Origin of the sequence: Ralstonia sp. 25mfcol4.1 (assembly GCF_900104095.1) — a bacterium.
GTDB lineage: Bacteria > Pseudomonadota > Gammaproteobacteria > Burkholderiales > Burkholderiaceae > Cupriavidus.
Map to the genome: position 1 here is coordinate 141,062 of NZ_FNJO01000012.1, position 21,109 is coordinate 162,170.

The window sequence follows — 21,109 nt, forward strand, 5'->3', positions numbered from 1 at the left end:
GTTTGATGACTGGTCGGATCTGGATGCGCTTGCGTCTCAAGCGGCGACGTTCGTCGGCAAGATGCCCCGCACCGCCTCGGGCCAGCCCGCGCCGGCGTCGCCCTGCACCACCCATTGCTTCATCGCCTCGATGTCGGGCGCCAGATAACGGTCGGATTCCACAAAGGCCACGCGGCTGCGGATGCGTGCCAGTTCCTGCTCCACCAGCGGCGACGACTTCAGCGGCCGATGGAATTCGATGCCCTGCGCGGCGGCCATGGCCTCGATGCCGACGATCACGGCCGTGTTGGCGGCCATGTCGCCCAGGCGGCGTGCGCCGTAGGTGGCCATCGACACATGGTCTTCCTGGTTGGCCGACGTAGGCAGGCTGTCCACACTGGACGGATGCGCCAGCGACTTGTTCTCGGACGCCAGCGCCGCCGCCGTGACCTGGGCAATCATGAAGCCCGAGTTCAGGCCGCCGTCGCGCACCAGGAACGGCGGCAGGCCGGACAGTCCAGTGTCCAGCAGCAGCGCCAGGCGGCGTTCGGAAATGGCGCCGATCTCGGCGATGGCCAGCGCGATGATGTCGGCCGCGAAGGCCACCGGCTCGGCGTGGAAGTTGCCGCCGGACACCACGTCGCCCTGTTCGGAAAACACCAGCGGGTTGTCGGACGCGGCGTTGGCCTCGATGCGCAGGACGCGCGCGGCGTGGGCCAGGTTGTCCAGGCACGCGCCCATCACCTGCGGCTGGCAGCGGATCGAATACGGGTCCTGCACACGCCCGCAGGCCTTGTGCGAATCGACGATCTCGCTGCCGTCGAGCATCGCGCGCACGGCGCCGGCCACGGCAATCTGGCCCGCCTGCCCGCGCGCGTCATGAATGCGGGCATCGAACGGCTTGACCGATCCCTTGATGGCTTCCAGCGACAGCGCCCCTGCCACCAGCCCTGCCGCGAAGGCATCCTCGGCGGCAAACAGCCCGGCCAGCGCCAGCGCCGTGGACACCTGCGTGCCGTTCAGCAGCGCCAGCCCTTCCTTCGGCCCCAGCGTGAAGACGTCCAGCCCGGCATGGGCCAGCCCTTGCGCGGCCGGCACGCGGCGCCCGTCGATCATCACATCGCCCACGCCAATCAACGTGCAGGACATGTGCGCCAGCGGCGCCAGATCGCCCGAGGCACCGACCGATCCCTTGGCGGGGATGCACGGCGACACGCCGTGGTTGGTCAGCGCCAGCAGCGCCTCGATCAGTTCCGGACGCACGCCCGAATGACCGCGCGCCAGGCTGACGGCCTTGATCGCCAGGATCAGCCGCACCGTATCGGCCGGCAGGTCGGCGCCGGTACCCACGCTGTGCGACAGCACCAGGTTGCGCTGCAGTTCGGCCAGCTTGTCGTGGGCGATGCGCGATTGCGCCAGCTTGCCGAAGCCGGTGTTGATGCCGTAGACCACGGCGTCGGCGTCGATGATGTCCTGCACCGTGGCCTGCGCGGCGCGCACGCCGGCCCAGGCCGATTCGGCCATCGCCAGCCTCACTTCGCCACGATAGATGCGGCGCAGGTCGTCCAGCGACACGTGGCCAGGGTTCAGGGTCAGGAGGGAGCGGGAATCGTTGGTCATCTGCGTACGTCTTTGTTGTATGAGCCTGTCTATACAGGTTAGTCGAAAAATAAACCCGATGGCCAGCTTTTGACTGACCGCGGGAATCTGTTCTAGCCGAAGGCGGGATTGCCGTCGGCGCGAAACCGGCTGCCCAGCCGATACCGGTTGCCCGGGTGCAGGCAGCGAACGAATGTGACTGGCACGCCATGCGTCCAGGTGCGGCGTGTCAGCAGCAGGCACGGTTGCGTGGGCGGCATCTCCAGATGCGCGGCCTGCTCGGCCGTGGCGGCAATGGCATCGACCACATGCTCCACCTGGTCATACGGCACGTTGCGCAGCAGGTATTCGCCGGGCTGCGTATCGGCAAAATTCTGGGTGATGAAATCGGGCGCCACGCGCGGATTCACGTAGCGGTCCTCCAGCTGCACCGGCAGGCCGTCTTCGCGATGGATGCAGATCGAGTGGTACACCGATTCGCCGGTGCGCAGTTCCAGCGCGGCGGCCACCTCGATCGACGCCGACACGCGCTCCACCAGGATCACGTCGCAGGCGTAGTCATGGCCGCGCATGCGGATCTCGTCCTGCAGGTTGACCACCGACAGCAGCGTGGATTGCGGCTTGTGTTCGGCCACGAACGTGCCCACGCCGGCAACGCGCACCACCCTGCCCTGTTCCGACAACTCGCGCAACGCCCGGTTGACCGTCATGCGCGACACCGAGAAGCGGTTCACCAGTTCCTGCTCGGACGGCACGCGGTCGCCGGGCTGCCACGCGCCGCTCTGGATCTGGCGCGCGATGTACTCCTTCACCTGCTGATATAGCGCGGCCGGAGCGTTGGACGGGGGAGGTGCCGGGTTGGCGGACGGATTCATGACCTGTTGCGGAATGCCGGATTGCCGGTTCAGTGCTCGGCCGATGCCATGGCTTCGGCGCGAATCTCCTCGGTGAGCCGCGCCTTGAGCACGGAAAACTCGGGCGATGTCTTGATCGTGTAATGGCGCGGATGGGCAAAGTCCACCGCGATCTCGCTCTTGATCCGACCGGGCCGCGCGGAAAACACCGCCACGCGGTTGGCCATGAAAATGGCCTCGTCGATATCGTGCGTGACGAATAATACCGTCTTGCGATGCGACTCCCAGATGCCGAGCAGCAGCTCCTGCATCAGCACGCGCGTCTGGTTGTCCAGCGCGCCGAACGGCTCGTCCAGCAACAGGATCTTCGGATCGTTGGCCAGCGCCCGCGCAATCGCCGTGCGCTGCTGCATGCCGCCCGACAGCTGCTTCGGATAATGCTGCTCGAAGCCGCGCAGTCCCACGCGGGCGATAAAGAAATCGCTACGTTCCTTCTGCTCGGCCGGGCTCATGCCGCGCTCGCGCAGCCCGAAGCGCACGTTCTGCTCGATCGTCAGCCACGGAAACAGCGTGTACGACTGGAACACCATGCCGCGGTCGGCGCCCGGGCCGGCCACCGGCTGGCCGTCCAGCAGCACGCGGCCGCCGCTGGGTGTGTCGAGCCCGGCCACGATGCGCAGCAGCGTGGATTTGCCGCAGCCCGACGGGCCCAGGATCGTCACGAAATCGTTGTCGCGCACTTCGAAGTCGACAGGCAGCAACGCCTGCGTGCTGCCGCCGCGCGGATTCTCGAAAGTACGGGATACCTGCTGGATCGACAGCGCGCTCATTTGATCGAACTCCACGGAAACAGGCGCTGGTTGGCCAGCTTGAAGACCAGGTCGGACACCAGCCCGATGCAGCCGATGACGATGATGCCGAAGATGATCTGCCCGGTGTTCAGCAGCGCCTGGCTGTCGGTAATCATGTGGCCGATGCCCGAGGACGAGCCGATCAGCTCGGCCACGATCACGTACGTCCACGCCCAGCCCAGTACCAGCCGCAGCGTCTCGGCAATCTCGGGCGCCGCGCCCGGGATCAGCACGCGGCGCACGATGCCGCGCGGCGTGGCGCCCAGCGTGTAGGCGGCCTCCACCAGGTCCTTGCGCGCGCCGCCCACCGTGACCGCCACCATCAGCACGATCTGGAAAAACGAGCCGATGAAGATCACCAGCAGCTTCTGCGTCTCGCCGATGCCGGCCCACAGGATCAGCAGCGGAATGAACGCCGACGCCGGCAGGTAGCGGCAGAACGACACGAACGGCTCGAAGAACGCCTCGGCCGCCTTGTAGGACCCCATGAAAATGCCCAGCGGCACGGCCAGCACGGCGGCCAGCACGAAGCCGCCAACCACGCGCCAGACGGTCATGCCGATATCGCCGATGAAGCCGTACTGCGTGAACAGCAGCCAGCCCTCGTGCGCCATCGTCACCGGATCAGCCAGGAACGTGCGCGGCACGAAGCCGCCCAGCGTCACCACGGCCCAGACGCCAAAAAATGCAACGAAGAACGACAGGCCAAGGATCCAGCGGGCCCGCGCCGACACTGGCACCAGCGGCGACAGCCACGGATGGCGCGCACGCGGCACACGGTCCGCCGGCTGGGCGGCGATGGGCGCGGGCGGGCGCGCGGCGGCGGGAGCTTGCACGGACGACGACATCGCGGACTCCGGCTTACTTGAGGTATCGGGCGTCATAGAGCGCCGTCACGTCGGGCACCTGGCGGATCACGCCGATGTCCTTGAGCACGTCGGCCGCTTCCTTGCTGAAGCTGGCCAGTTCGCCCGAGAAGAACTTCTGGTTGGCCGCCTTGTCCTGCCAGCGCAGGTAGGCCGACGACTTGGCAAACTGCTCGCCGGTCTGCTTGACCGCCGCGCCCATGATGTCGTTGGATTTCTCCGGCTCCTTGCGGATCATCTCCAGCGCCTCGAAATAGCTGTCGACCAGCGCCTGGGCGGCCTTGGGATTGTCCTTGAGCCATTTCGGCGCACAGCCCAGCGTGTCGGTCACCATCGGGTAGTCGAGCGTGGTGGCCAGGATCTTTCCGCGGTCCGGATTGGCGCGCACGGTGGACAGATAGGGCTCGTACGTCATGGCGCCGTCGTTCTGGCCCGCCACGAACGCCTGCGCGGCCGCCTGCGGCGACAGCGTGGTCAGCTTCACGTCCTTGAGCGTCATCCCGTTCTTCTTCAGCATCCACGCCAGCCCGAAGTACGGCGCGGTGCCCGGCGCATCGACGCCGATGGTCTTGCCCTTGAGGTCCGCAAACGTCTTCACATCGCTGCGCACGGCCAGGCCGTCGGCGCCGTACGACTTGTCGAGCTGGACGATCTGGGTGATGGGCACGCCGTTGGCGTTCCAGGCCACGTGGGTCTCCACGGTGGTGGCCGCGCACTGGATGGCCCCGGAGGCCAGCGCCAGATGGCGGTCCTTCTGCGGAATCATCTTGATGTCCACATCCACGCCGTGCTTCTTGAAGATGCCCGCCTTGTCGGCCAGCGTCAGCGGCGCGAAACCGGTCCAGCCGCTCATGCCGATGGTGACCGGCGTGTTCTGGGCATAAGCGGGCGCGGCCAGGGCTGCGGCGGCAAGGGTGGACGCAACTGCGGCAAAACGGAACGGCAAGGGCAGCTTCATGCTGTCGGCTCCATCAGTCGTGGGGTGAACGCAATCTATCAATGCTGTATATACAAGTCAAACCCGGGGTTTACCTGAGTCGTCAACCAAGTGCGCCAGGCTGAATCCGCCAGCAGACGCGCCATGGCGGTGCATGCGCATGTTGCGGCGCACCGAACACAATCACCAGGGATGGGATCCAAGCCCGCCATGCACCGTTCTTGTATAGACAGGAAGAAACGCGGAAACGCTACGCAATCGCCATGCCCGCCGGCGGAGGGCCGGCGGCGGCCCCCTGCGGGCCGGCTCTAGCGATCAAAGAAGGAAGTGACGGTGGGATAACGCAGCCGCAGGCGCAGTTCGCGCTTGAGCCGGCGGTTGTCGAGCCGGCGCGATTCGCTCATGAAGCTCAGGAGCGTGGGGTCGATGGTGTCCCGCGCCTGCTGGCGGGTGATGCGCGGCGGGCGGGGCAGGCCCTTGCGGTCTGCCACGAGGTCGAAATAGTCGGCCATGCGCAGTTCGGTGTCGTCGCTGGCATGCACCACGCGCTGCGGACGGCCGCGCCACAGCGCGGCGATCATCGCCCGCGCCAGGTCGTCGGCGTGGATATGGCTGGTGTAGACGTCGTCCTGGGACGCCAGCGCGGGCGTGCCCTTGTGCAGGCGCGCCACGGGCAGCCGGTCTTCGGCATAGATGCCGGGAATGCGCACGATGCCGGTCCGCCAGCCGGCGTCGCGGCCAAACGCGCGCACCGCCGCTTCAGCCGCCACGCGCCGCCGGGCCCGTGCAGTCTGCGGACGCACCGCATGAAATTCCTGCACGCGCGCGCCGCCGCGGTCGCCGTAGACGCCGGTGGTGCTGGCGTAGATGAAGGCCTCCGGGGCACGGTGGCGCGCGGACGCCTCAAACGCGCGGTGCCAGCCCCGCTCGGGTAGAATGGCGGCCTCGCTGACGCCCGGCCGCAGGGCGCGCGTGCGACGCCAGCTGGTGCGCCGCAGCGCACCCAGCAACGCCTGCGTGCGTGGATCGCCATCGCCGTGACCGGGCGGCGGCGCCAGGTCGATGACCCGTCCGGCCAGCCGCGACAGCCTTGCCAGCGTGGCCGGCTGGTCCAGATTGGCCACCAGCGGTATCGCGCCGGCCTCGCGCAGTTCTGCCTGGCGCGATGGTTGCGACGTTACGGCGAACACGCGCATGCGCGTGGCCAGCACTCGCAGGATGCGGGTGCCAACATCGCCGCAGCCAACGATCAGCAGGCGCGGACGGCCCAGCCGCCGATGCCGAACGCCCCGTGGGGAAGACAACGCCGCTTGCGGCGACAGAATTTGGTTCATAGACCCGATTATGGCTTATCAAGTTACCGTCATGCCGAGTGGCCACAAGTTCGAAGTGGCCGCCGACGAAACCATCCTGGGCGCCGCGCTGCGCCATAGCATCGGCCTGCCCTACGGCTGCAAGAACGGCGCCTGCGGGTCGTGCAAGGGCCGCGTGGTCGAAGGCACGATCAACCAGGGCGACCACGCCGCATCGGCGCTGACCGCCCAGGAAAAGACCGAGGGCCGCGCGCTGTTCTGCTGCGCCAATGCCACGTCGGACATCACGATCGAATGCCGCGAGGTGCATGGCGCCGGCGACATCCCCATCAAGAAGATCCCGTGCCGCGTGGCCGCCATGGAGCGCCTGGCCGACGACGTGATCTCGGTCAGGCTGCAGCTGCCCGCCACCGAGCGCATGCAGTTCCTGGCCGGCCAGTACGTGGAATTCCTGCTGCGCGACGGCAAGCGCCGCAGCTATTCGATCGCCACGCCGCCGCACGAGGAAGGCCCGATCGAACTGCATATCCGCCACATGCCCGGCGGCGCGTTCACCGACTACGTGTTCGGCGCCAGGGAAGGCATGCCGGCCATGAAGGAACGCGACATCCTGCGCTTCGAGGGCCCGCTGGGCAGCTTCTTCCTGCGCGAGGATTCGGACAAGCCCATCATCCTGCTGGCCTCGGGCACGGGCTTCGCGCCGATCAAGGCCATCGTCGAGCACGCCGCCTACACCGGCATCACGCGCCCGATGACGCTGTACTGGGGCGGCCGCCGTCCGTCCGACCTGTACATGCACGCGCTGTGCGAGCAGTGGGCGCGCGACCTGCCGAACTTCAAGTACGTGCCGGTGGTCTCCGACGCGCAGGCCGGCGACAACTGGGCAGGCCGTACCGGCTTTGTCCACCAGGCCGTGATGGCCGACCATCCGGACCTGTCGGGCCACGAGGTCTACGCCTGCGGCGCGCCGGTCATGGTCAACGCCGCGCGCACCGATTTCTCGGCCCAGTGCCGTCTGCACGAGGACGCGTTCTTCGCGGACTCGTTCACGTCCGAGGCCGATCTGCACGCGGCCGGCACCGCCTGACCGGCCCCGCCGCCGTTCCGTCGACACAACAATGCCACCCGGGTCTGCCAAATTTCGCTTTGACACCCGGGCGCATGCGTCTTATATTGGCCGCCATGAACTCCGCCATGATCCGACGCCGCGCACGTACGTTGCTCCCCTCCGGGGTGCCGCGCGGCTGACCGTAGACAGCGTTTGTTCAGGTCAACAAGCCACGGGCAGCCCCCGTGGCTTTTTGCTTTTCTCCGTCCCTCTTTTCATGCCGATCCCAGGAGTCCGCCATGGCATTTGCTGAGTTTCCCGTCCAATCGCTGATGTACATCACCAACCGCCCCGAACTGGTCTTCACCGAAGGCAAGGGTTCGTGGCTGACGGACCATAACGGCAAGCGCTATCTGGATTTCGTGCAGGGCTGGGCGGTCAACGCGCTGGGCCACTCGAACGAGGGCATGATCCAGGCGCTGGAACAGCAAGCCCGCAAGCTGCTGAACCCAAGCCCGGCCTTCTACAACGAGCCGATGCTGAAGCTCGCGCAGCAGCTGACCGACAACAGCTGCTTCGACAAGGTGTTCTTCGCCAACAGCGGCGCCGAAGCCAACGAAGGCGCGATCAAGCTGGCGCGCAAATGGGGCCGCAAGCACAAGAACGGCGCGTTCGAGATCATCACGATGGACCACAGCTTCCATGGCCGCACGCTGGCGACCATGAGCGCGTCGGGCAAGGCCGGCTGGGACACCATCTTCGCGCCGCAGGTGCCGGGCTTCCCGAAGGCCAACCTGAACGACCTGGCTTCGGTGGAAAAGCTGATCACCGACAAGACCGTCGGCATCATGCTGGAACCGGTGCAGGGCGAAGGCGGCGTGATTCCGGCCAGCCGCGAGTTCATGCAGGGCCTGCGCGCGCTGGCCGACAAGCACAAGCTGCTGCTGATCGTCGATGAAGTGCAGACCGGCTGCGGCCGTTGCGGCACGCTGTTCGCGTACGAACTGTCGGGCGTGGAGCCGGACATCATGACGCTGGGCAAGGGCATTGGAGGCGGCGTACCGCTGTCGGCGCTGCTGTGCAAGGCCGACGTGGCCAGCTTCGAGGCCGGCGACCAGGGCGGCACGTACAACGGCAACCCGCTGATGACGGCGGTGGGCAGCTCGGTGATCTCGCAGCTGACCGCGCCGGGCTTCCTGGACGACGTGAAGGCCAAGGGCGAATACCTGCGCGAGCAGCTGCTGGCCCTGTCGGCCGAGTTCGGCCTGGGCGGCGAACGCGGCGAAGGCCTGCTGCGCGCGCTGGTGCTGGGCAAGGACATCGGCCCGCAGATCGTCGAAGAAGCGCGCGAGATGAATCCGACCGGCCTGCTGCTCAACGCGCCGCGCCCGAACCTGCTGCGCTTCATGCCGGCCCTGAACGTGACGCGTGAAGAGATCGACCAGATGATCGGCATGCTGCGCGATCTGCTGAAGAAGCTGGCGTAAGCAAAAAAGCCTCGCGAAAGCGAGGCTTTTTCGTTTGAAGCAGCAGGTGTTTGCTTTCCTCTCCCACGACGTGGGAGAGGAGCTGGGGAGAGGGTAATGCGGTTCTGCTTGCAGTCTGTTGCAATTTGAACCGCCGGGCCCTCTCCCCCGCCCCCCTCTCCCGCGCGCGGGAGAGGGGAAACAACCTTACTCGCCCAGATACGCGGCGCGCACCTTCGGATCGTCCAGCATCTGCTTGGCGTCGCCGCTCATCGTGATCAGGCCCGACTCCATCACATAGCCGCGGTGCGCGGCCTGCAGCGCCAAGCGCGCGTTCTGCTCCACCAGCAGCACGGTCACGCCCTGCCCCGACACGGTACGCACCACCTCGAAGATCTTCTCGACCATGATCGGCGACAGACCCATCGACGGTTCGTCCAGCAGCAGCAGCTTGGGCTGGCTCATCAGCGCACGCGCCATGGCCAGCATCTGCTGCTCGCCGCCGGACATCGTGCCGGCCAGCTGGTTGGCACGCTCCTTCAGGCGCGGGAACGTCTCGAACATGCGATCGATGTCGGCCTTGATGCCGGCCTCGTCGTTGCGCGTGTACGCGCCCATCTGCAGGTTCTCGGTGATCGTCATGCGCGCGAACACGCCGCGGCCTTCCGGCACCATCGCCAGGCCCTGCTTGAGCAGCGTGTAGCTGGGCACGCCCTTGATGGACTTGCCCATGTACTCCACGTCGCCGCCGGCCCAGCCCTGCAGGCCGGTGATGGCCTTCATGGTCGTGGTCTTGCCGGCGCCGTTGGCGCCGATCAGCGTCACGAGTTCGCCGTCCTGGATCTCCAGATCGACACCCTTGACGGCCTGGATGCCGCCATAGGCCACCTTCAGGCCCGCAATCTTCAGAATCGTTTGTGGCATTGCTTCTCTCCCGCCTTAGTGCGCCGACGCGCCGAGGTAGGCCTCGATCACGGCAGGATTGCTCTGGACTTCATGCGGCAGGCCCTGCGCGATGACCTTGCCGTAGTCCAGCACGGTCAGGCGGTTGCACAGGCCCATCACCAGTTTCACGTCGTGCTCGATCAGCAGGATGGTCTTGCCATCGTTCTTGATCTTTTCCAGCAGGCCGCGCAGTTCCACCTTCTCGGTGGCGTTCATGCCGGCCGCGGGCTCGTCCAGCGCCAGCAGCTTGGGCTCGGTGGCCAGCGCCCGGGCGATCTCCAGACGGCGCTGGTGGCCGTACGACAGGTTTTTCGACGTGAAATTGGCGTATTTGCCAATGCCCACGTAGTCCAGCAGGTCGTGCGCCATGTCCTCGATGCCCTCTTCCTCCCGGCGCACCGAAGGCGGACGGAACACCGCGCCGAACAGGCCGGCCTTGGTCCGCACATGGCGGCCCACCATCACGTTTTCCAGCGCGGTCATGTCGCCGAACAGGCGGATGTTCTGGAACGTCCGCGCGATGCCGGTCTTGGCCACCTCGTGCACGGCGGTCGGCTGGTACGGCTTGCCGCCCAGCACGAACTCGCCCGAATCGGGCGTGTACAGGCCCGTGATCACGTTGAAGAACGTGGTCTTGCCGGCGCCGTTCGGGCCGATCAGGCCGTAGATTTCACCGGGCTTGATCTGCAGGCCCACATCGGACAGCGCCTGCAGGCCGCCGAAACGCTTGTTGACCCCCTGTACGGACAGGAGGAATTCGGAATTGCTCATGTTGTCCTCCTGCTCAGAAACGGCCCACGTTGCCCGCGCGGCGCACCACCGGGCGGTCTTCCTTGCGCGGCGACGGCCAGATGCCCGCCGGGCGATACAGCATCACCGCCACCAGGGCCAGGCCGAACAGCAGCTGACGCAGCACCTCGGCGTCGACGATCACGTGCCCGAACAGGCCGGTCTGGATCGGTTCCGCCACCACGCGCAGCAGTTCCTGGAAGCCCACCAGCAGGATGCCGCCCAGGATCACGCCCGGGATATGGCCCATGCCGCCCAGCACGACGATGGCCAGGATGTAGATCGATTCCCACAGCGTGAACGATTCCGGCGAGACAAAGCCCTGGAACGCGCCGAACACCGCACCCGAGGCGCCGCCGAACGACGCACCCATGGCAAAGGCCAGCAGCTTCATGTTGCGGGTGTTGATCCCCATCGCCTTGGCCGCGATCTCGTCTTCACGGATGGCCACCCAGGCCCGGCCGATCCGCGAGTTCTGCAGGCGCAGGCAGATGAACACGATCACGATGACCAGGAACACCAGCAGGTAGTAGTACATGAAGACCGGCGTGAACTTGAACCCGAAGATCTCGTGCGATTTCGAGAAGTCGAAGCCGAAGATATGCACCGGGTCCACCGCCGTGATGCCCTTGGGGCCGTTGGTGATGTTCACCGGACGGTCCAGGTTGTTCATGAAGATCCGGATGATCTCGCCGAAGCCCAGGGTCACGATGGCCAGGTAGTCGCCACGCAGCTTCAGCGTCGGCGCCCCCAGCAGCACCCCGAACGTGGCCGCGATCAGCACCGCGCATGGCAGCACCAGCCACATCGTCAGGTGCAGGCCGTTCGGGAACAGCTGGTGGATCCACTCGAACTGGTTGGCCAGGTGCGGCGAACCGAGCAGCGCCATGCTGTAGGCCCCCACCGCGTAGAACGCGATGTAGCCCAGGTCAAGCAGGCCGGCAAAGCCCACCACGATGTTCAGGCCCAGCGCCAGCATGATGTAGAGCAGCGCGAAGTCGAGCACGCGCACCCAGTAGTTGCCGCCAAAGGTCTGGACGAAGAACGGTGCGCACAGTGCCACCACCAGGAAGGCCAGCAAGGCCGCCAGGGTCTTGGCCGGGACACGCGACGGTGCCGCCACGGCCGTGGATGGAATCGGAGTATTCATGGATTCTCTCCCCTCAAGCCCGGTCGGCCACGCGTTCGCCCATGATGCCGGACGGACGGAACACGAGTACGGTAATCAGCACGATGAAGGCAAACACGTCCTGGTAGTTCGAGCCGAACACGCCATTGGTCAGGTCGCCGATGTAGCCGGCGCCCAGCGCCTCGATCAGCCCCAGCAGCATCCCGCCCACCATGGCGCCCGCCAGGTTGCCGATGCCGCCCAGCACGGCGGCGGTGAACGCCTTCAGGCCAGGGATGAAGCCCATGTAGAAGTGGGCGTTGCCGTAGTTGGTGGCCATCATCACGCCTGCCAGCGCCGCCAGCGTGGCGCCGATCATGAACGTGGCCGAAATCACGAAGTTGGGGTTCACGCCCATCAGGCCCGCCACCTTCTGGTTCTCGGCGGTGGCGCGCATGGCGCGGCCGAGCTTGGTGCGGTTGACCAGGGCCAGCAGGCCTGCCATGACCATCACGGCCAGGCCGATGATGACCATTTCCTTGCCGGTGATGGTGGCGCCGGTGGAGCCGATGTCGATCGGGTCCGAAGGCAGCAGCTGCGGGAACGTCAGCGGGTTACGCGACCAGATCAGCATCCCCATGGTCTGGAGGATGATCGAGACACCGATCGCGGTAATCAGCGGGGCCAGGCGCGGCGCATTGCGCAACGGCCGGTAGGCCACGCGTTCAATCGTATAGGCAAGCACTGCACAGACGGGCATGGCGATCAGCGTGGCGATCACCAGCGTCAGCCATTCGGGCAGGCCGGGGGCGAATTTCTGCAGCCCCATGATTGCCGACAAAGCGGTCAGCGCGCCAATCATCAGGACGTCGCCGTGAGCGAAGTTGATGATGCCCAGAATGCCGTAGACCATGGTGTAGCCCAGTGCGATCAGCGCATAGATGCTGCCGAGCACCAGACCGTTCACGATCTGCTGGATAAAGATATCCATGAAAACTCCTGCTTCAGCCCCGCTCCGGCCGGCATGGTGTGGATGCCGCGGAAGGGACGGTAATGTTGGATAGGTCGGGTAGGTTGGTAATCAGTTTTGCTGGTGTGCTGCCCGCCCTGTTCCACCCATGGTAAGGATGCTCATAACACGTTGGCGAGACTAAAAAGAACGGCACCGCAAGGTACTCACGGTGCCGTTCGTCTGGGACGGTAAGCCCCGGATTACATCTTCACGACGTCGAGGACGGACTTCTTCTTGTCCTTGTACTCGTACAGCGTGATGGTGCCTTCCTTCATGTCGCCCTTCTCGTCGAAGGCGATGTTGCCGATCACGCCCTTGTAGTTCGTCTTGGGCATTTCGGCCAGGATGGCAGCCGGTTCGGTCGAGTTGGCACGCTTCATCGCATCCACGATCACCATGACGGCGTCATAGGTGAACGGTGCGTAGATCTGCACTGGCGAGTTGAAACGGGTTTGGTAACGCTTCTCGAAATCGGCGCCCGTTTCCATCTTCGACAGGGCCAGGCCGGCTTCCGAGCAGATGATGTTGGTCACTGCGTCGCCAGCCAGTTCGGCCACCTTGTCGGTACACACGCCGTCGCCGCCAACGATCTTGGACGTGATGCCCAGTTCCTTGGCCTGCTTGGCGAACGGGCCGCCGGTGGCGTCCATGCCGCCGTACATGATCACGTCCGGCTTCTTGCCCTTGATCTTGGTCAGAATCGCCTTGAAGTCGGTGGCCTTGTCGTTGGTGGCTTCACGTGCCACCACGTTCACGCCGGCGGCCTTGGCGGTCTTCTCGAACTCGTCGGCCAGACCCTTGCCGTAGGCGGTGGCGTCGTCGACGATCGCCACGCTCTTGGCGTGCAGGCTCTTGGCGGCGTAGTTGGCCAGTGCCGGGCCCTGCTGGGCGTCGGTGGCCACCACGCGGTACGTGGTCTTGAAGCCCTGCTTCGTGTAGTCGGGGTTGGTCGACGACGGCGAGATCTGCGTGATGCCGGCGTCGCTGTAGATCTTCGAGGCCGGAATCGACACGCCCGAATTCAGGTGACCCACCACGGCCACGACCTTGGCATCCACCAGCTTCTGGGCCACGGCAGTACCGGTCTTCGGATCGGCGGCGTCGTCTTCGCCCACCAGCTCCAGCTTGATCTTCTTGCCGCCGATCTCCAGACCGGTCTTGTTCACTTCCTCGACGGCCAGGCGCGCGCCGTTTTCGTTGTCCTTGCCAAGGTGGGCAATGCCGCCCGTCAGCGGAGCGGCGTGGCCGATCTTGACGACGGTTTCACCGCCACCGGCAGCGGCAGGCGCCGCGGCGGCCGCCGGAGCAGATGCTGCCGCATCGGCCGGCTTTTCTTCCTTCTTGCCACATGCAGCGACCAGCGCCACAGCGGCCGCGATCGGCAGAATCTTGGCAAACGTGAATTGCATGAGTGATCTCCTAGGATTCACAAAAACAGGGAAATAACTACGCCTCCCGGACGTATTCCCTGGACCGCCTTTGTTTAGTTTCAATTTGAAACGCGCGCATTGTATCCCCTTTCTTTGCGGATGCAATACGCGACGCAACAACCTGAACCATTTACCCGCCAAATGAGCTAGGGAATTTCCCCAATGCACAGATTGGGGCAATCTCCGCCCACTCGGCAGACCCGTCTCCTTCCCTTTCAAGAATCATGCCTGCAGCGCCTGAGGCGCCGCACAGCGCACGAATTAAGCCGTCCCGGCGCCACCCATAATGCCTTGCTATTAATTAGGCATTTCATTCCATTTACCGGACGCCTGCTCTAATGTGCAGAATGTAGCGCCGCACCATAATAGGGAAAACCCCATTCCCCGGGATTACCCTGATATTGTCTGCGTGTTCGTACAGGTACCGCCGGGATAATCACGTCAAATAAGGCATTGCGCCGCGCAAGGCGTATTGCAATGTATTGAGAAAGATACTGCTGGACGCACCGGGGCGGTGCAACGCGTGGCAACGGGATTCGGAAAGGGGCGCCATAACGGGGGCCGCGATCGAAGCGGGATGCCCTTGAAACGCAAACGCCGCTGGCGGCTGGCCAGCGGCGTTCGGAAAAGTCAGGAAGCGGGCGGGGTCGTCAGGACTGAACCGACACGCTCGCCAGACCGCGCGGCAGCGGGAACGACATGTTCTCTTCCACGCCCTCCAGGGCCCGCACGCTCTTGACGCCGAACGTGCGCAGGCGCTCGACGATGGCCTGGGCCAGCGCCTCGGGCGCCGATGCGCCGGCGGTCAGGCCGATCCGGCGCTTGCCAGCCACCCACTCGGGCTTGAGCTGCTCGGGGTCGTCCACCATGTAGGCCGGCACGCCAAGGCGGTCGGCCAGTTCGCGCAGGCGGTTCGAGTTCGAGCTGTTCGGGCTGCCCACCACGATCACCACTTCCACCTGCGGCACCATGAACTTCACGGCGTCCTGGCGGTTCTGCGTGGCATAGCAGATGTCCTGCTTCTTCGGCTCGCGGATCTCCGGGAAGCGCGACTTGAGCGCGGCCACGATTTCGGCCGTCTCGTCCACCGACAGCGTGGTCTGCGTGACGTAGGCCAGTTGCGCCGGGTTGGCAACCGCAAGGCGGTTCACATCTTCCACCGACTCCACCAGCAGCATGCCCTGCTCGGACTGGCCCATCGTGCCTTCCACCTCGGGATGCCCCTTGTGGCCGATCATGATGATCTCGCAGCCTTCGGCGCGCATCTTGCCCACTTCGACGTGGACCTTGGTCACCAGAGGGCAGGTGGCATCGAACACCGTGAGGCCACGGCGCGTGGCATCGGCGCGCACTTCCTTCGACACGCCGTGCGCGCTGAAGATGACGGTCGAACCGGCTGGCACTTCGTCCAGTTCGTCGATGAAGATCGCGCCCTTCTTGCGCAGGTCGGCCACCACGTAGGCGTTGTGCACGATCTCGTGACGCACGTAGATCGGTGCGCCAAAGCGCGACAGTGCGCGTTCGACGATTTCGATGGCGCGGTCCACGCCGGCGCAGAAGCCGCGCGGCTGCGCCATCAGGATTTCGGCGTCGGCAGAGGTAGTGAGTTCGGTCATGCTGCGTTCCATCGCCACGGCGGACATCAGAGAATTCCGATCAGCTGGACGTCGAACAGGATCGTCTGTCCGGCCAGCGGGTGGTTGAAATCGAAGAGCGCCGCGGTGTCGCCGTATTCCTTCAGCACGCCGGCGTACTTGCCGCCGCCGGGCGCGTTGAATTCGACGAGATCGCCGGGCGTGTATTCCTCTTCGAACGAGCTGTTCTCGCGCAGCGTGGCCAGCGAGACCCACTGCAGCAGTTCAGGATTGCGCGGGCCGAACGCGTGTTCGGCATCGAGGCGGTACGTCATGCGGTCGCCCTCGGGCATGCCCAGCAGCGCCTGCTCCAGCGTCGGGGCAAGCTGGCCCTGGCCCAGCAGCAGCGTGGCGGGCTTTTCCTCGAACGTGCTCACCACTTCGGTGCCGTTTTCGAGGGCGATACTGTAATGAAGCGTCAGGAAGGAATCGGCCTGGACGGTCTTGCGCGCGGACGCGCCACCAGCGGCGGCCTGCGCCGAAGAAGTTTGCAAAGTCATGGGAGTCAACCGGTCAACAGCCGCCATTGTATGCGACTGGACCGTCCGCCGCCGGATACGGCCGCGCCCCCGTGTCGGAAATCGACGAAGCTGCCCCGCCGTCGCCGCGCTGGACAGGGCGCCCCGGCCCCATTACAGTGTGGCCCCGCACCACTGTCGTCCGTGGTGCGTCCAGAGCAGGACCGGCTTCCGGGCGTCACGCCACGTGACGCAGGCGGCACGGCGCAACAGCCCCCTTCCGAATCTGCCGGAAGGCATTGATTCGCCGCTCGAATCCGGTCTATAATGTTCGTTTCGCTGAAGTACCAATCCGCTGCAGTCCGGGCCCGTGCGCCTTTTGTTGATCTGTTGCGAACATTGTCCACGAATAAGATTTAGGAGTGCTTCATGGCACGCGTCTGTCAAGTGACCGGGAAAGCGCCGATGGTCGGCAACAACGTTTCCCACGCAAACAACAAGACCAAGCGCCGTTTTCTGCCCAATCTGCAGAACCGCCGCTTCTTCGTTGAATCGGAAAACCGCTGGGTGAGCCTGCGCGTCTCGAACGCCGGTCTGCGCCTGATCGACAAGAAAGGCATCGACGCCGTGCTCGCAGACCTGCGCGCACGCGGCGAAGTCTAATAAGGAGTAAATCATGGCCAGCAAAGGCGGACGCGACAAGATCAAGCTGGAATCGACCGCAGGTACCGGTCATTTCTATACGACCACCAAGAACAAGCGCACCATGCCGGAAAAGATGGAGATCTCGAAGTTCGATCCCATCGCCCGCAAGCACGTGCCTTACAAGGAAACCAAGATCAAGTAATTGATCCCTGGTCTTCAGCCGAAAGCCCCGCCCTCGCGGGGCTTTTTGCTTTGGGGCGTCCGATTCGATTGCCACGGGCTGGCGCGCTGCGGGCGTTGTGGCGTCAACGTACCCACACCCCGCCAACCCTTGTCGGACAAGGGAAAGATGTCAGTTTCGCGGCAAGCCGGTGTAGACTTGCCAGCTTTCCCCATCACGCTTTCGCCCCCGAAGCGATCCCCCTGCACCATGAACTTCGATGTCGCGATTGTCGGCAGCGGTCTGGCCGGCCTTACCGTCGCGCTGCAGCTGGCCGACACCCACCGGGTTGTCATCCTCAGCAAGCGCGCCATGACAACGGGGGCCAGCGACTGGGCGCAGGGCGGCATTGCCGCAGTGCTCGATTCCGGTGACAGCCACGACGAGCATACGCAGGACACGCTCGTTGCCGGTGCCGGTCTCTGCGACGAGGAAGCCACGCGCTTCATCGTGGAGCATGGGCGCGAGGCAATCCAGTGGCTGATCGATCGCGGCGTGCCGTTCACGCGCGACGATCAGGCCGAACTGGGCTTCCACCTCACGCGCGAAGGCGGCCATAGCCGCCGCCGGATCATCCATGCGGCCGACGCCACGGGCCACGCGGTGGTCACCACGCTGGCCGAGCAGGCGCGCAAGCATCCGAACATCACGATCCTGGAAGACCAGTTCGCGGTCGACCTGATCACGTCGGCCAAGCTGGGGCTGCCGGGCAACCGCTGCTACGGCCTCTACGTCCTGGATGTGGCCACGGACGAGGTGCGCACCATCACGGCCACGCACACGGTGCTGGCGGCCGGCGGCGCGGGCAAGGTCTATCTCTATACGACCAATCCCGACACGGCCACCGGCGACGGCATCGCCATGGCCTGGCGCGCGGGCTGCCGCGTGGCGAACATGGAATTCATCCAGTTCCACCCGACCTGCCTCTATCACCCTTACGCCAAGTCGTTTCTGATCTCCGAAGCGGTGCGCGGCGAAGGCGGCCTGCTGAAGCTGCCCGACGGGACCCGTTTCATGCCCGAGCACGACGAGCGGGCCGAACTGGCGCCGCGCGACGTGGTGGCCCGCGCCATCGACTTCGAAATGAAAAAGCGCGGCATCGACTGCGTCTATCTCGACATCACGCACCAGCCCGAGTCGTTCCTGAAGGAGCACTTTCCCACCATCCACGCACGCTGCCTGGAACTGGGCATCGACATCGCGCGCGAGCCGATTCCCGTCGTGCCGGCCGCGCACTACACCTGCGGCGGCGTGGTCACGGACACGGCGGGCCGCACCGATATCGGCAACCTGTATGCGGTCGGCGAGACCGGCTGCACGGGCCTGCATGGTGCCAACCGCCTGGCATCCAATTCGCTGCTCGAATGCATGGTGATCGGCCAGGCCGCCGCCTCGGACATCGCGTCACAGGGCAAGTCCGGCGCACCCGATATCACGCTGCCGGCCTGGGATGAAAGCCGGGTCTCGGATGCGGACGAGGAAGTGGTGGTGTCGCACAACTGGGATGAGCTGCGCCGCATGATGTGGAATTACGTGGGCATCGTGCGCACCGACAAGCGTCTGGAGCGCGCCCAGCACCGCATCGGCCTGCTGCGCGAGGAGATTGCCGAGTACTACGCGAACTTCCGCGTCACCCGCGACCTGCTGGAGCTGCGCAACCTCGTGGAAGTGGCATCGCTGATCGTCGATGGCGCGTACTCGCGCCACGAGAGCCGCGGGCTGCACTACAGCCGCGACTATCCGGAAACACTGCCGAAGGCGCTGCCCACGGTGCTGCAGCCGGAAACGGGCCGGGCGGCCCGCCACCGTCAGCATCGGAGCTGATCAAGCGCTGATGCCCCGCCCTTAGCCGACGATGCGCAGCGAGTAGTCGGTCGCGCGCACATCCTTGGTGAGCGCGCCCACCGAGATGCGGTCGACGCCGGTCTCGGCAAAACGGCGGATCGTCTCGTAGTTCACGCCACCGGAGACTTCCAGCAGCGCACGGTCGTGATTCAGCGCCACGGCCTCGCGCATCATCTCCAGCGTGAAGTTGTCGATCAGCACCGACTTCGCGCCCGCTGCCAGGGCTTCTTCAAGTTCGGCAATCGATTCCACTTCGATCTGGATCGACGCTTCGGTACGCAGCGCCAGCGCAGCCTCCATCGCCGCCGTGATGCTGCCCGCCGCGGCAATGTGGTTTTCCTTGATCAGGATGCCGTCGTACAGCGCCAGGCGCTGATTCTCTCCGCCACCCACCTTCACCGCGTACTTCTGCGCCAGCCGCAGGCCCGGCAGCGTCTTGCGCGTATCGAGCACGCGCGCGCGCGTATCGGCGATCAGATCGGCGTAGCGCCGCGTGGCCGTCGCCACGCCCGACAGCAACTGCAGGAAGTTCAGCGACGGACGCTCGGCGGTCAGCAGCGCACGGGCCGGGCCCGCGATCTCGCAGACCACGTCGTCGGGCGCCATGCGCGCACCCTCTTCCTTGCGCCACGTCACCTGCAGGCGCTCGTCCACGGCCTTCATGCACGCCTCGAACCATGGGCGCCCGCACAGCACGGCGGCTTCGCGCACGATCACCCGCGCATGCACCGGCTTGTCGGCCGGCACCAGCAGGCCGGTCAGGTCGCCGGTGCCCACGTCCTCGGCAATGGCGGTGCGAACATTGGCTTCCAGCGCCGCCTTGAGCGCCGGGCCGTAACTGTCGAATACCGGATTCACGCTCATGCCGGGCCCACCCCCTGGAACAGCGCGGCCGCCTTGGCCAGGTCTGCGGCAGGACGCACATTGGTCTTCTGGTGCGCGGCGAAATCGAGCATGCGGTCGATGCAGGTGACGGCACGCCGGCCGATATCGGCGTCGACGTGAATTTCATTGCGACCGGTCTCTAGCACTTCGGCCAGATTGGTCAGTGCGTTCATGGCCATCCACGGGCAGTGCGCGCAGCTCTTGCAGGTGGCGCTGTTGCCGGCCGTGGGCGCCTCGATGAACATCTTGCCCGGTGCGGCCATGCGCATCTTGTGCAGGATGCCGTTGTCGGTCGCCACGATGAACTCGTTGGCATCGAGTTGCTTGGCAGCGGCAATCAGCTGGCTGGTGGAACCCACCACATCGGCCTGCTCCACCACGTTCGCGGGCGACTCCGGATGCACCAGGATCTTCGCATTCGGATGCTCACGGCGCAAAAGGTCGAGTTCGATGCCCTTGAACTCGTCATGCACCAGGCAGGAGCCCTGCCACAACAGCATGTCGGCCCCCGTCTGCTTCTGGATATAACTGCCCAGGTGCTTGTCCGGCGCCCACAGAATCTTCTCGCCGCGCGCGTGCAGATGCTCGACGATCTTCAGGCCGATGCTGGACGTCACCATCCAGTCGGCGCGCGCCTTCACGGCGGCACTGGTGTTTGCGTAGACCACCACGGTCCGGTCCGGATGCGCGTCGCAGAACGCGGTAAATTCTTCGGCCGGGCAGCCGAGGTCGAGCGAACAGGTCGCGTCGAGGTCCGGCATCAGGATAGTCTTTTCGGGGCTCAGGATCTTGGCCGTCTCGCCCATGAAGCGCACGCCGGCCACGACCAGCGTCTGTGCCGCGTGATCGCGGCCGAAACGCGCCATTTCCAGCGAATCGGACACACAGCCGCCGGTTTCCTCGGCCAGGTCCTGCAGGTCCGCATCGACGTAGTAATGCGCCACCAGCACCGCGTTGCGGTCCTTGAGCAGCTTGCGGATACGGTCCTTGAGGGCGCCGCGCTCATCCGGCGTCAGTGCCGGAGGCACCTTGGCCCAGGCATGGGCCACGCAGCTGCCGCCGGCAGCGTTGTCGGCATCCGCCAGGTTCGGCTTTACGAACTCGACGGTCTTGATCGATTGTGGGGTCATCTGTGCAGTACTCCTCGGGGCACCCGTCGGCCGCCGCGCTCGAGCGCGCGATCTATGCCGCGAACATGGGGGAGTGTAGCCAAAAGAAAAGCCCC

20 protein-coding genes are annotated in these 21,109 nt (G+C 65.4%); 5 read left to right on the forward strand and 15 right to left on the reverse strand.

Annotated elements, in window-relative coordinates; genetic code table 11:
- Positions 1-36: 36 nt before the first annotated feature.
- The 6 genes from hutH to BLQ58_RS20800 form a co-directional block, all read right to left on the reverse strand.
- Positions 37-1,599: a histidine ammonia-lyase gene (gene hutH / locus BLQ58_RS20775; protein WP_092601726.1), complete on the reverse strand. Its 1,563-nt coding sequence runs from the start codon at positions 1,597-1,599 to the stop codon at positions 37-39.
- Between the two features lie 92 nt (positions 1,600-1,691).
- Entirely contained in the window at positions 1,692-2,453 is a 762-nt protein-coding gene (gene hutC / locus BLQ58_RS20780) for a histidine utilization repressor (protein WP_092601728.1), read from the reverse strand.
- A gap of 29 nt (positions 2,454-2,482) precedes the next feature.
- Positions 2,483-3,262 carry an ABC transporter ATP-binding protein gene (locus BLQ58_RS20785; RefSeq protein WP_092601730.1) on the reverse strand — a complete coding sequence of 260 codons (780 nt, stop codon included), beginning with the start codon at positions 3,260-3,262 and terminating at the stop codon, positions 2,483-2,485.
- On the reverse strand, positions 3,259-4,131 hold the full coding sequence (locus BLQ58_RS20790; protein ID WP_092601732.1) for an ABC transporter permease: 873 nt from the start codon (positions 4,129-4,131) through the stop codon (positions 3,259-3,261). The genes BLQ58_RS20785 and BLQ58_RS20790 overlap by 4 nt, the downstream gene beginning before the upstream one ends.
- Before the next feature lie 13 nt (positions 4,132-4,144).
- Complete coding sequence (locus BLQ58_RS20795; protein ID WP_092601734.1) at positions 4,145-5,107, reverse strand: ABC transporter substrate-binding protein; 963 nt, start codon at positions 5,105-5,107, stop codon at positions 4,145-4,147.
- Positions 5,108-5,394: 287 nt separating this feature from the next.
- Positions 5,395-6,420: an NAD-dependent epimerase/dehydratase family protein gene (locus tag BLQ58_RS20800; protein ID WP_092601736.1), complete on the reverse strand. Its 1,026-nt coding sequence runs from the start codon at positions 6,418-6,420 to the stop codon at positions 5,395-5,397.
- A gap of 10 nt (positions 6,421-6,430) precedes the next feature.
- Between BLQ58_RS20800 and BLQ58_RS20805 the strand changes: the two genes are divergently transcribed.
- Together BLQ58_RS20805 and BLQ58_RS20810 are read left to right on the forward strand one after the other, a co-directional pair.
- The gene (locus BLQ58_RS20805) at positions 6,431-7,486 is read left to right on the forward strand and encodes a CDP-6-deoxy-delta-3,4-glucoseen reductase (RefSeq protein WP_092601738.1); all 1,056 of its coding nucleotides are present in this window, start codon (positions 6,431-6,433) and stop codon (positions 7,484-7,486) included.
- Positions 7,487-7,746: 260 nt separating this feature from the next.
- Positions 7,747-8,934, forward strand: a complete 1,188-nt coding sequence (locus BLQ58_RS20810) for an acetylornithine transaminase (protein ID WP_092601740.1) — start codon at positions 7,747-7,749, stop codon at positions 8,932-8,934.
- 186 nt (positions 8,935-9,120) lie between these two features.
- Here BLQ58_RS20810 and BLQ58_RS20815 read toward each other — a convergent pair whose 3' ends face one another.
- The 7 genes from BLQ58_RS20815 to BLQ58_RS20845 form a co-directional block, all read right to left on the reverse strand.
- The gene (locus BLQ58_RS20815; protein ID WP_092601742.1) at positions 9,121-9,837 is read right to left on the reverse strand and encodes an ABC transporter ATP-binding protein; all 717 of its coding nucleotides are present in this window, start codon (positions 9,835-9,837) and stop codon (positions 9,121-9,123) included.
- Positions 9,838-9,852: 15 nt separating this feature from the next.
- Positions 9,853-10,629 carry an ABC transporter ATP-binding protein gene (locus BLQ58_RS20820; RefSeq protein WP_092601744.1) on the reverse strand — a complete coding sequence of 259 codons (777 nt, stop codon included), beginning with the start codon at positions 10,627-10,629 and terminating at the stop codon, positions 9,853-9,855.
- Positions 10,630-10,642: 13 nt separating this feature from the next.
- A complete protein-coding gene (locus tag BLQ58_RS20825) occupies positions 10,643-11,797 on the reverse strand; it encodes an ABC transporter permease subunit (RefSeq protein ID WP_092601746.1) in 1,155 nt (384 codons plus the stop codon).
- 13 nt (positions 11,798-11,810) lie between these two features.
- Positions 11,811-12,746 (reverse strand): branched-chain amino acid ABC transporter permease, encoded by a 936-nt coding sequence (locus tag BLQ58_RS20830; RefSeq protein WP_092601748.1) that lies wholly within the window; start codon positions 12,744-12,746, stop codon positions 11,811-11,813.
- Between the two features lie 221 nt (positions 12,747-12,967).
- Positions 12,968-14,176 (reverse strand): branched-chain amino acid ABC transporter substrate-binding protein, encoded by a 1,209-nt coding sequence (locus BLQ58_RS20835; RefSeq protein WP_029051223.1) that lies wholly within the window; start codon positions 14,174-14,176, stop codon positions 12,968-12,970.
- A gap of 671 nt (positions 14,177-14,847) precedes the next feature.
- The gene (gene ispH, locus BLQ58_RS20840) at positions 14,848-15,813 is read right to left on the reverse strand and encodes a 4-hydroxy-3-methylbut-2-enyl diphosphate reductase (RefSeq protein WP_029051224.1); all 966 of its coding nucleotides are present in this window, start codon (positions 15,811-15,813) and stop codon (positions 14,848-14,850) included.
- Positions 15,814-15,839: 26 nt separating this feature from the next.
- Positions 15,840-16,331: an FKBP-type peptidyl-prolyl cis-trans isomerase gene (locus BLQ58_RS20845; RefSeq protein ID WP_029051225.1), complete on the reverse strand. Its 492-nt coding sequence runs from the start codon at positions 16,329-16,331 to the stop codon at positions 15,840-15,842.
- 387 nt (positions 16,332-16,718) lie between these two features.
- Between BLQ58_RS20845 and rpmB the strand changes: the two genes are divergently transcribed.
- The 3 genes from rpmB (at position 16,719) to nadB (ending at position 18,978) form a co-directional block, all read left to right on the forward strand.
- The gene (gene rpmB, locus BLQ58_RS20850) at positions 16,719-16,952 is read left to right on the forward strand and encodes a 50S ribosomal protein L28 (protein WP_008644908.1); all 234 of its coding nucleotides are present in this window, start codon (positions 16,719-16,721) and stop codon (positions 16,950-16,952) included.
- A 13-nt stretch (positions 16,953-16,965) separates the two neighbouring features.
- Positions 16,966-17,136 carry a 50S ribosomal protein L33 gene (gene rpmG / locus BLQ58_RS20855; RefSeq protein WP_029051226.1) on the forward strand — a complete coding sequence of 57 codons (171 nt, stop codon included), beginning with the start codon at positions 16,966-16,968 and terminating at the stop codon, positions 17,134-17,136.
- A 228-nt stretch (positions 17,137-17,364) separates the two neighbouring features.
- Positions 17,365-18,978, forward strand: coding sequence for an L-aspartate oxidase (nadB, locus tag BLQ58_RS20860; RefSeq protein WP_029051227.1), 1,614 nt, complete (start codon positions 17,365-17,367; stop codon positions 18,976-18,978).
- A gap of 21 nt (positions 18,979-18,999) precedes the next feature.
- Here the strand turns inward: nadB and nadC are convergent, their stop codons facing one another.
- Together nadC and nadA are read right to left on the reverse strand one after the other, a co-directional pair.
- Positions 19,000-19,863, reverse strand: a complete 864-nt coding sequence (gene nadC / locus BLQ58_RS20865; protein WP_092601750.1) for a carboxylating nicotinate-nucleotide diphosphorylase — start codon at positions 19,861-19,863, stop codon at positions 19,000-19,002.
- Positions 19,860-21,014: a quinolinate synthase NadA gene (gene nadA, locus BLQ58_RS20870; protein WP_029051229.1), complete on the reverse strand. Its 1,155-nt coding sequence runs from the start codon at positions 21,012-21,014 to the stop codon at positions 19,860-19,862. The genes nadC and nadA overlap by 4 nt, the downstream gene beginning before the upstream one ends.
- Positions 21,015-21,109 lie beyond the last annotated feature (95 nt).

Coding starts and splice junctions, on each gene's coding strand:
- hutH (WP_092601726.1), bottom strand. CDS start 1,599: ATGACCAACGATTCCCGCTCCCTCCTGACCCTGAACCCTGGCCACGTG.
- hutC (WP_092601728.1), bottom strand. CDS start 2,453: ATGAATCCGTCCGCCAACCCGGCACCTCCCCCGTCCAACGCTCCGGCC.
- BLQ58_RS20785 (WP_092601730.1), bottom strand. CDS start 3,262: ATGAGCGCGCTGTCGATCCAGCAGGTATCCCGTACTTTCGAGAATCCG.
- BLQ58_RS20790 (WP_092601732.1), bottom strand. CDS start 4,131: ATGTCGTCGTCCGTGCAAGCTCCCGCCGCCGCGCGCCCGCCCGCGCCC.
- BLQ58_RS20795 (WP_092601734.1), bottom strand. CDS start 5,107: ATGAAGCTGCCCTTGCCGTTCCGTTTTGCCGCAGTTGCGTCCACCCTT.
- BLQ58_RS20800 (WP_092601736.1), bottom strand. CDS start 6,420: ATGAACCAAATTCTGTCGCCGCAAGCGGCGTTGTCTTCCCCACGGGGC.
- BLQ58_RS20805 (WP_092601738.1), top strand. CDS start 6,431: ATGGCTTATCAAGTTACCGTCATGCCGAGTGGCCACAAGTTCGAAGTG.
- BLQ58_RS20810 (WP_092601740.1), top strand. CDS start 7,747: ATGGCATTTGCTGAGTTTCCCGTCCAATCGCTGATGTACATCACCAAC.
- BLQ58_RS20815 (WP_092601742.1), bottom strand. CDS start 9,837: ATGCCACAAACGATTCTGAAGATTGCGGGCCTGAAGGTGGCCTATGGC.
- BLQ58_RS20820 (WP_092601744.1), bottom strand. CDS start 10,629: ATGAGCAATTCCGAATTCCTCCTGTCCGTACAGGGGGTCAACAAGCGT.
- BLQ58_RS20825 (WP_092601746.1), bottom strand. CDS start 11,797: ATGAATACTCCGATTCCATCCACGGCCGTGGCGGCACCGTCGCGTGTC.
- BLQ58_RS20830 (WP_092601748.1), bottom strand. CDS start 12,746: ATGGATATCTTTATCCAGCAGATCGTGAACGGTCTGGTGCTCGGCAGC.
- BLQ58_RS20835 (WP_029051223.1), bottom strand. CDS start 14,176: ATGCAATTCACGTTTGCCAAGATTCTGCCGATCGCGGCCGCTGTGGCG.
- ispH (WP_029051224.1), bottom strand. CDS start 15,813: ATGACCGAACTCACTACCTCTGCCGACGCCGAAATCCTGATGGCGCAG.
- BLQ58_RS20845 (WP_029051225.1), bottom strand. CDS start 16,331: ATGACTTTGCAAACTTCTTCGGCGCAGGCCGCCGCTGGTGGCGCGTCC.
- rpmB (WP_008644908.1), top strand. CDS start 16,719: ATGGCACGCGTCTGTCAAGTGACCGGGAAAGCGCCGATGGTCGGCAAC.
- rpmG (WP_029051226.1), top strand. CDS start 16,966: ATGGCCAGCAAAGGCGGACGCGACAAGATCAAGCTGGAATCGACCGCA.
- nadB (WP_029051227.1), top strand. CDS start 17,365: ATGAACTTCGATGTCGCGATTGTCGGCAGCGGTCTGGCCGGCCTTACC.
- nadC (WP_092601750.1), bottom strand. CDS start 19,863: ATGAGCGTGAATCCGGTATTCGACAGTTACGGCCCGGCGCTCAAGGCG.
- nadA (WP_029051229.1), bottom strand. CDS start 21,014: ATGACCCCACAATCGATCAAGACCGTCGAGTTCGTAAAGCCGAACCTG.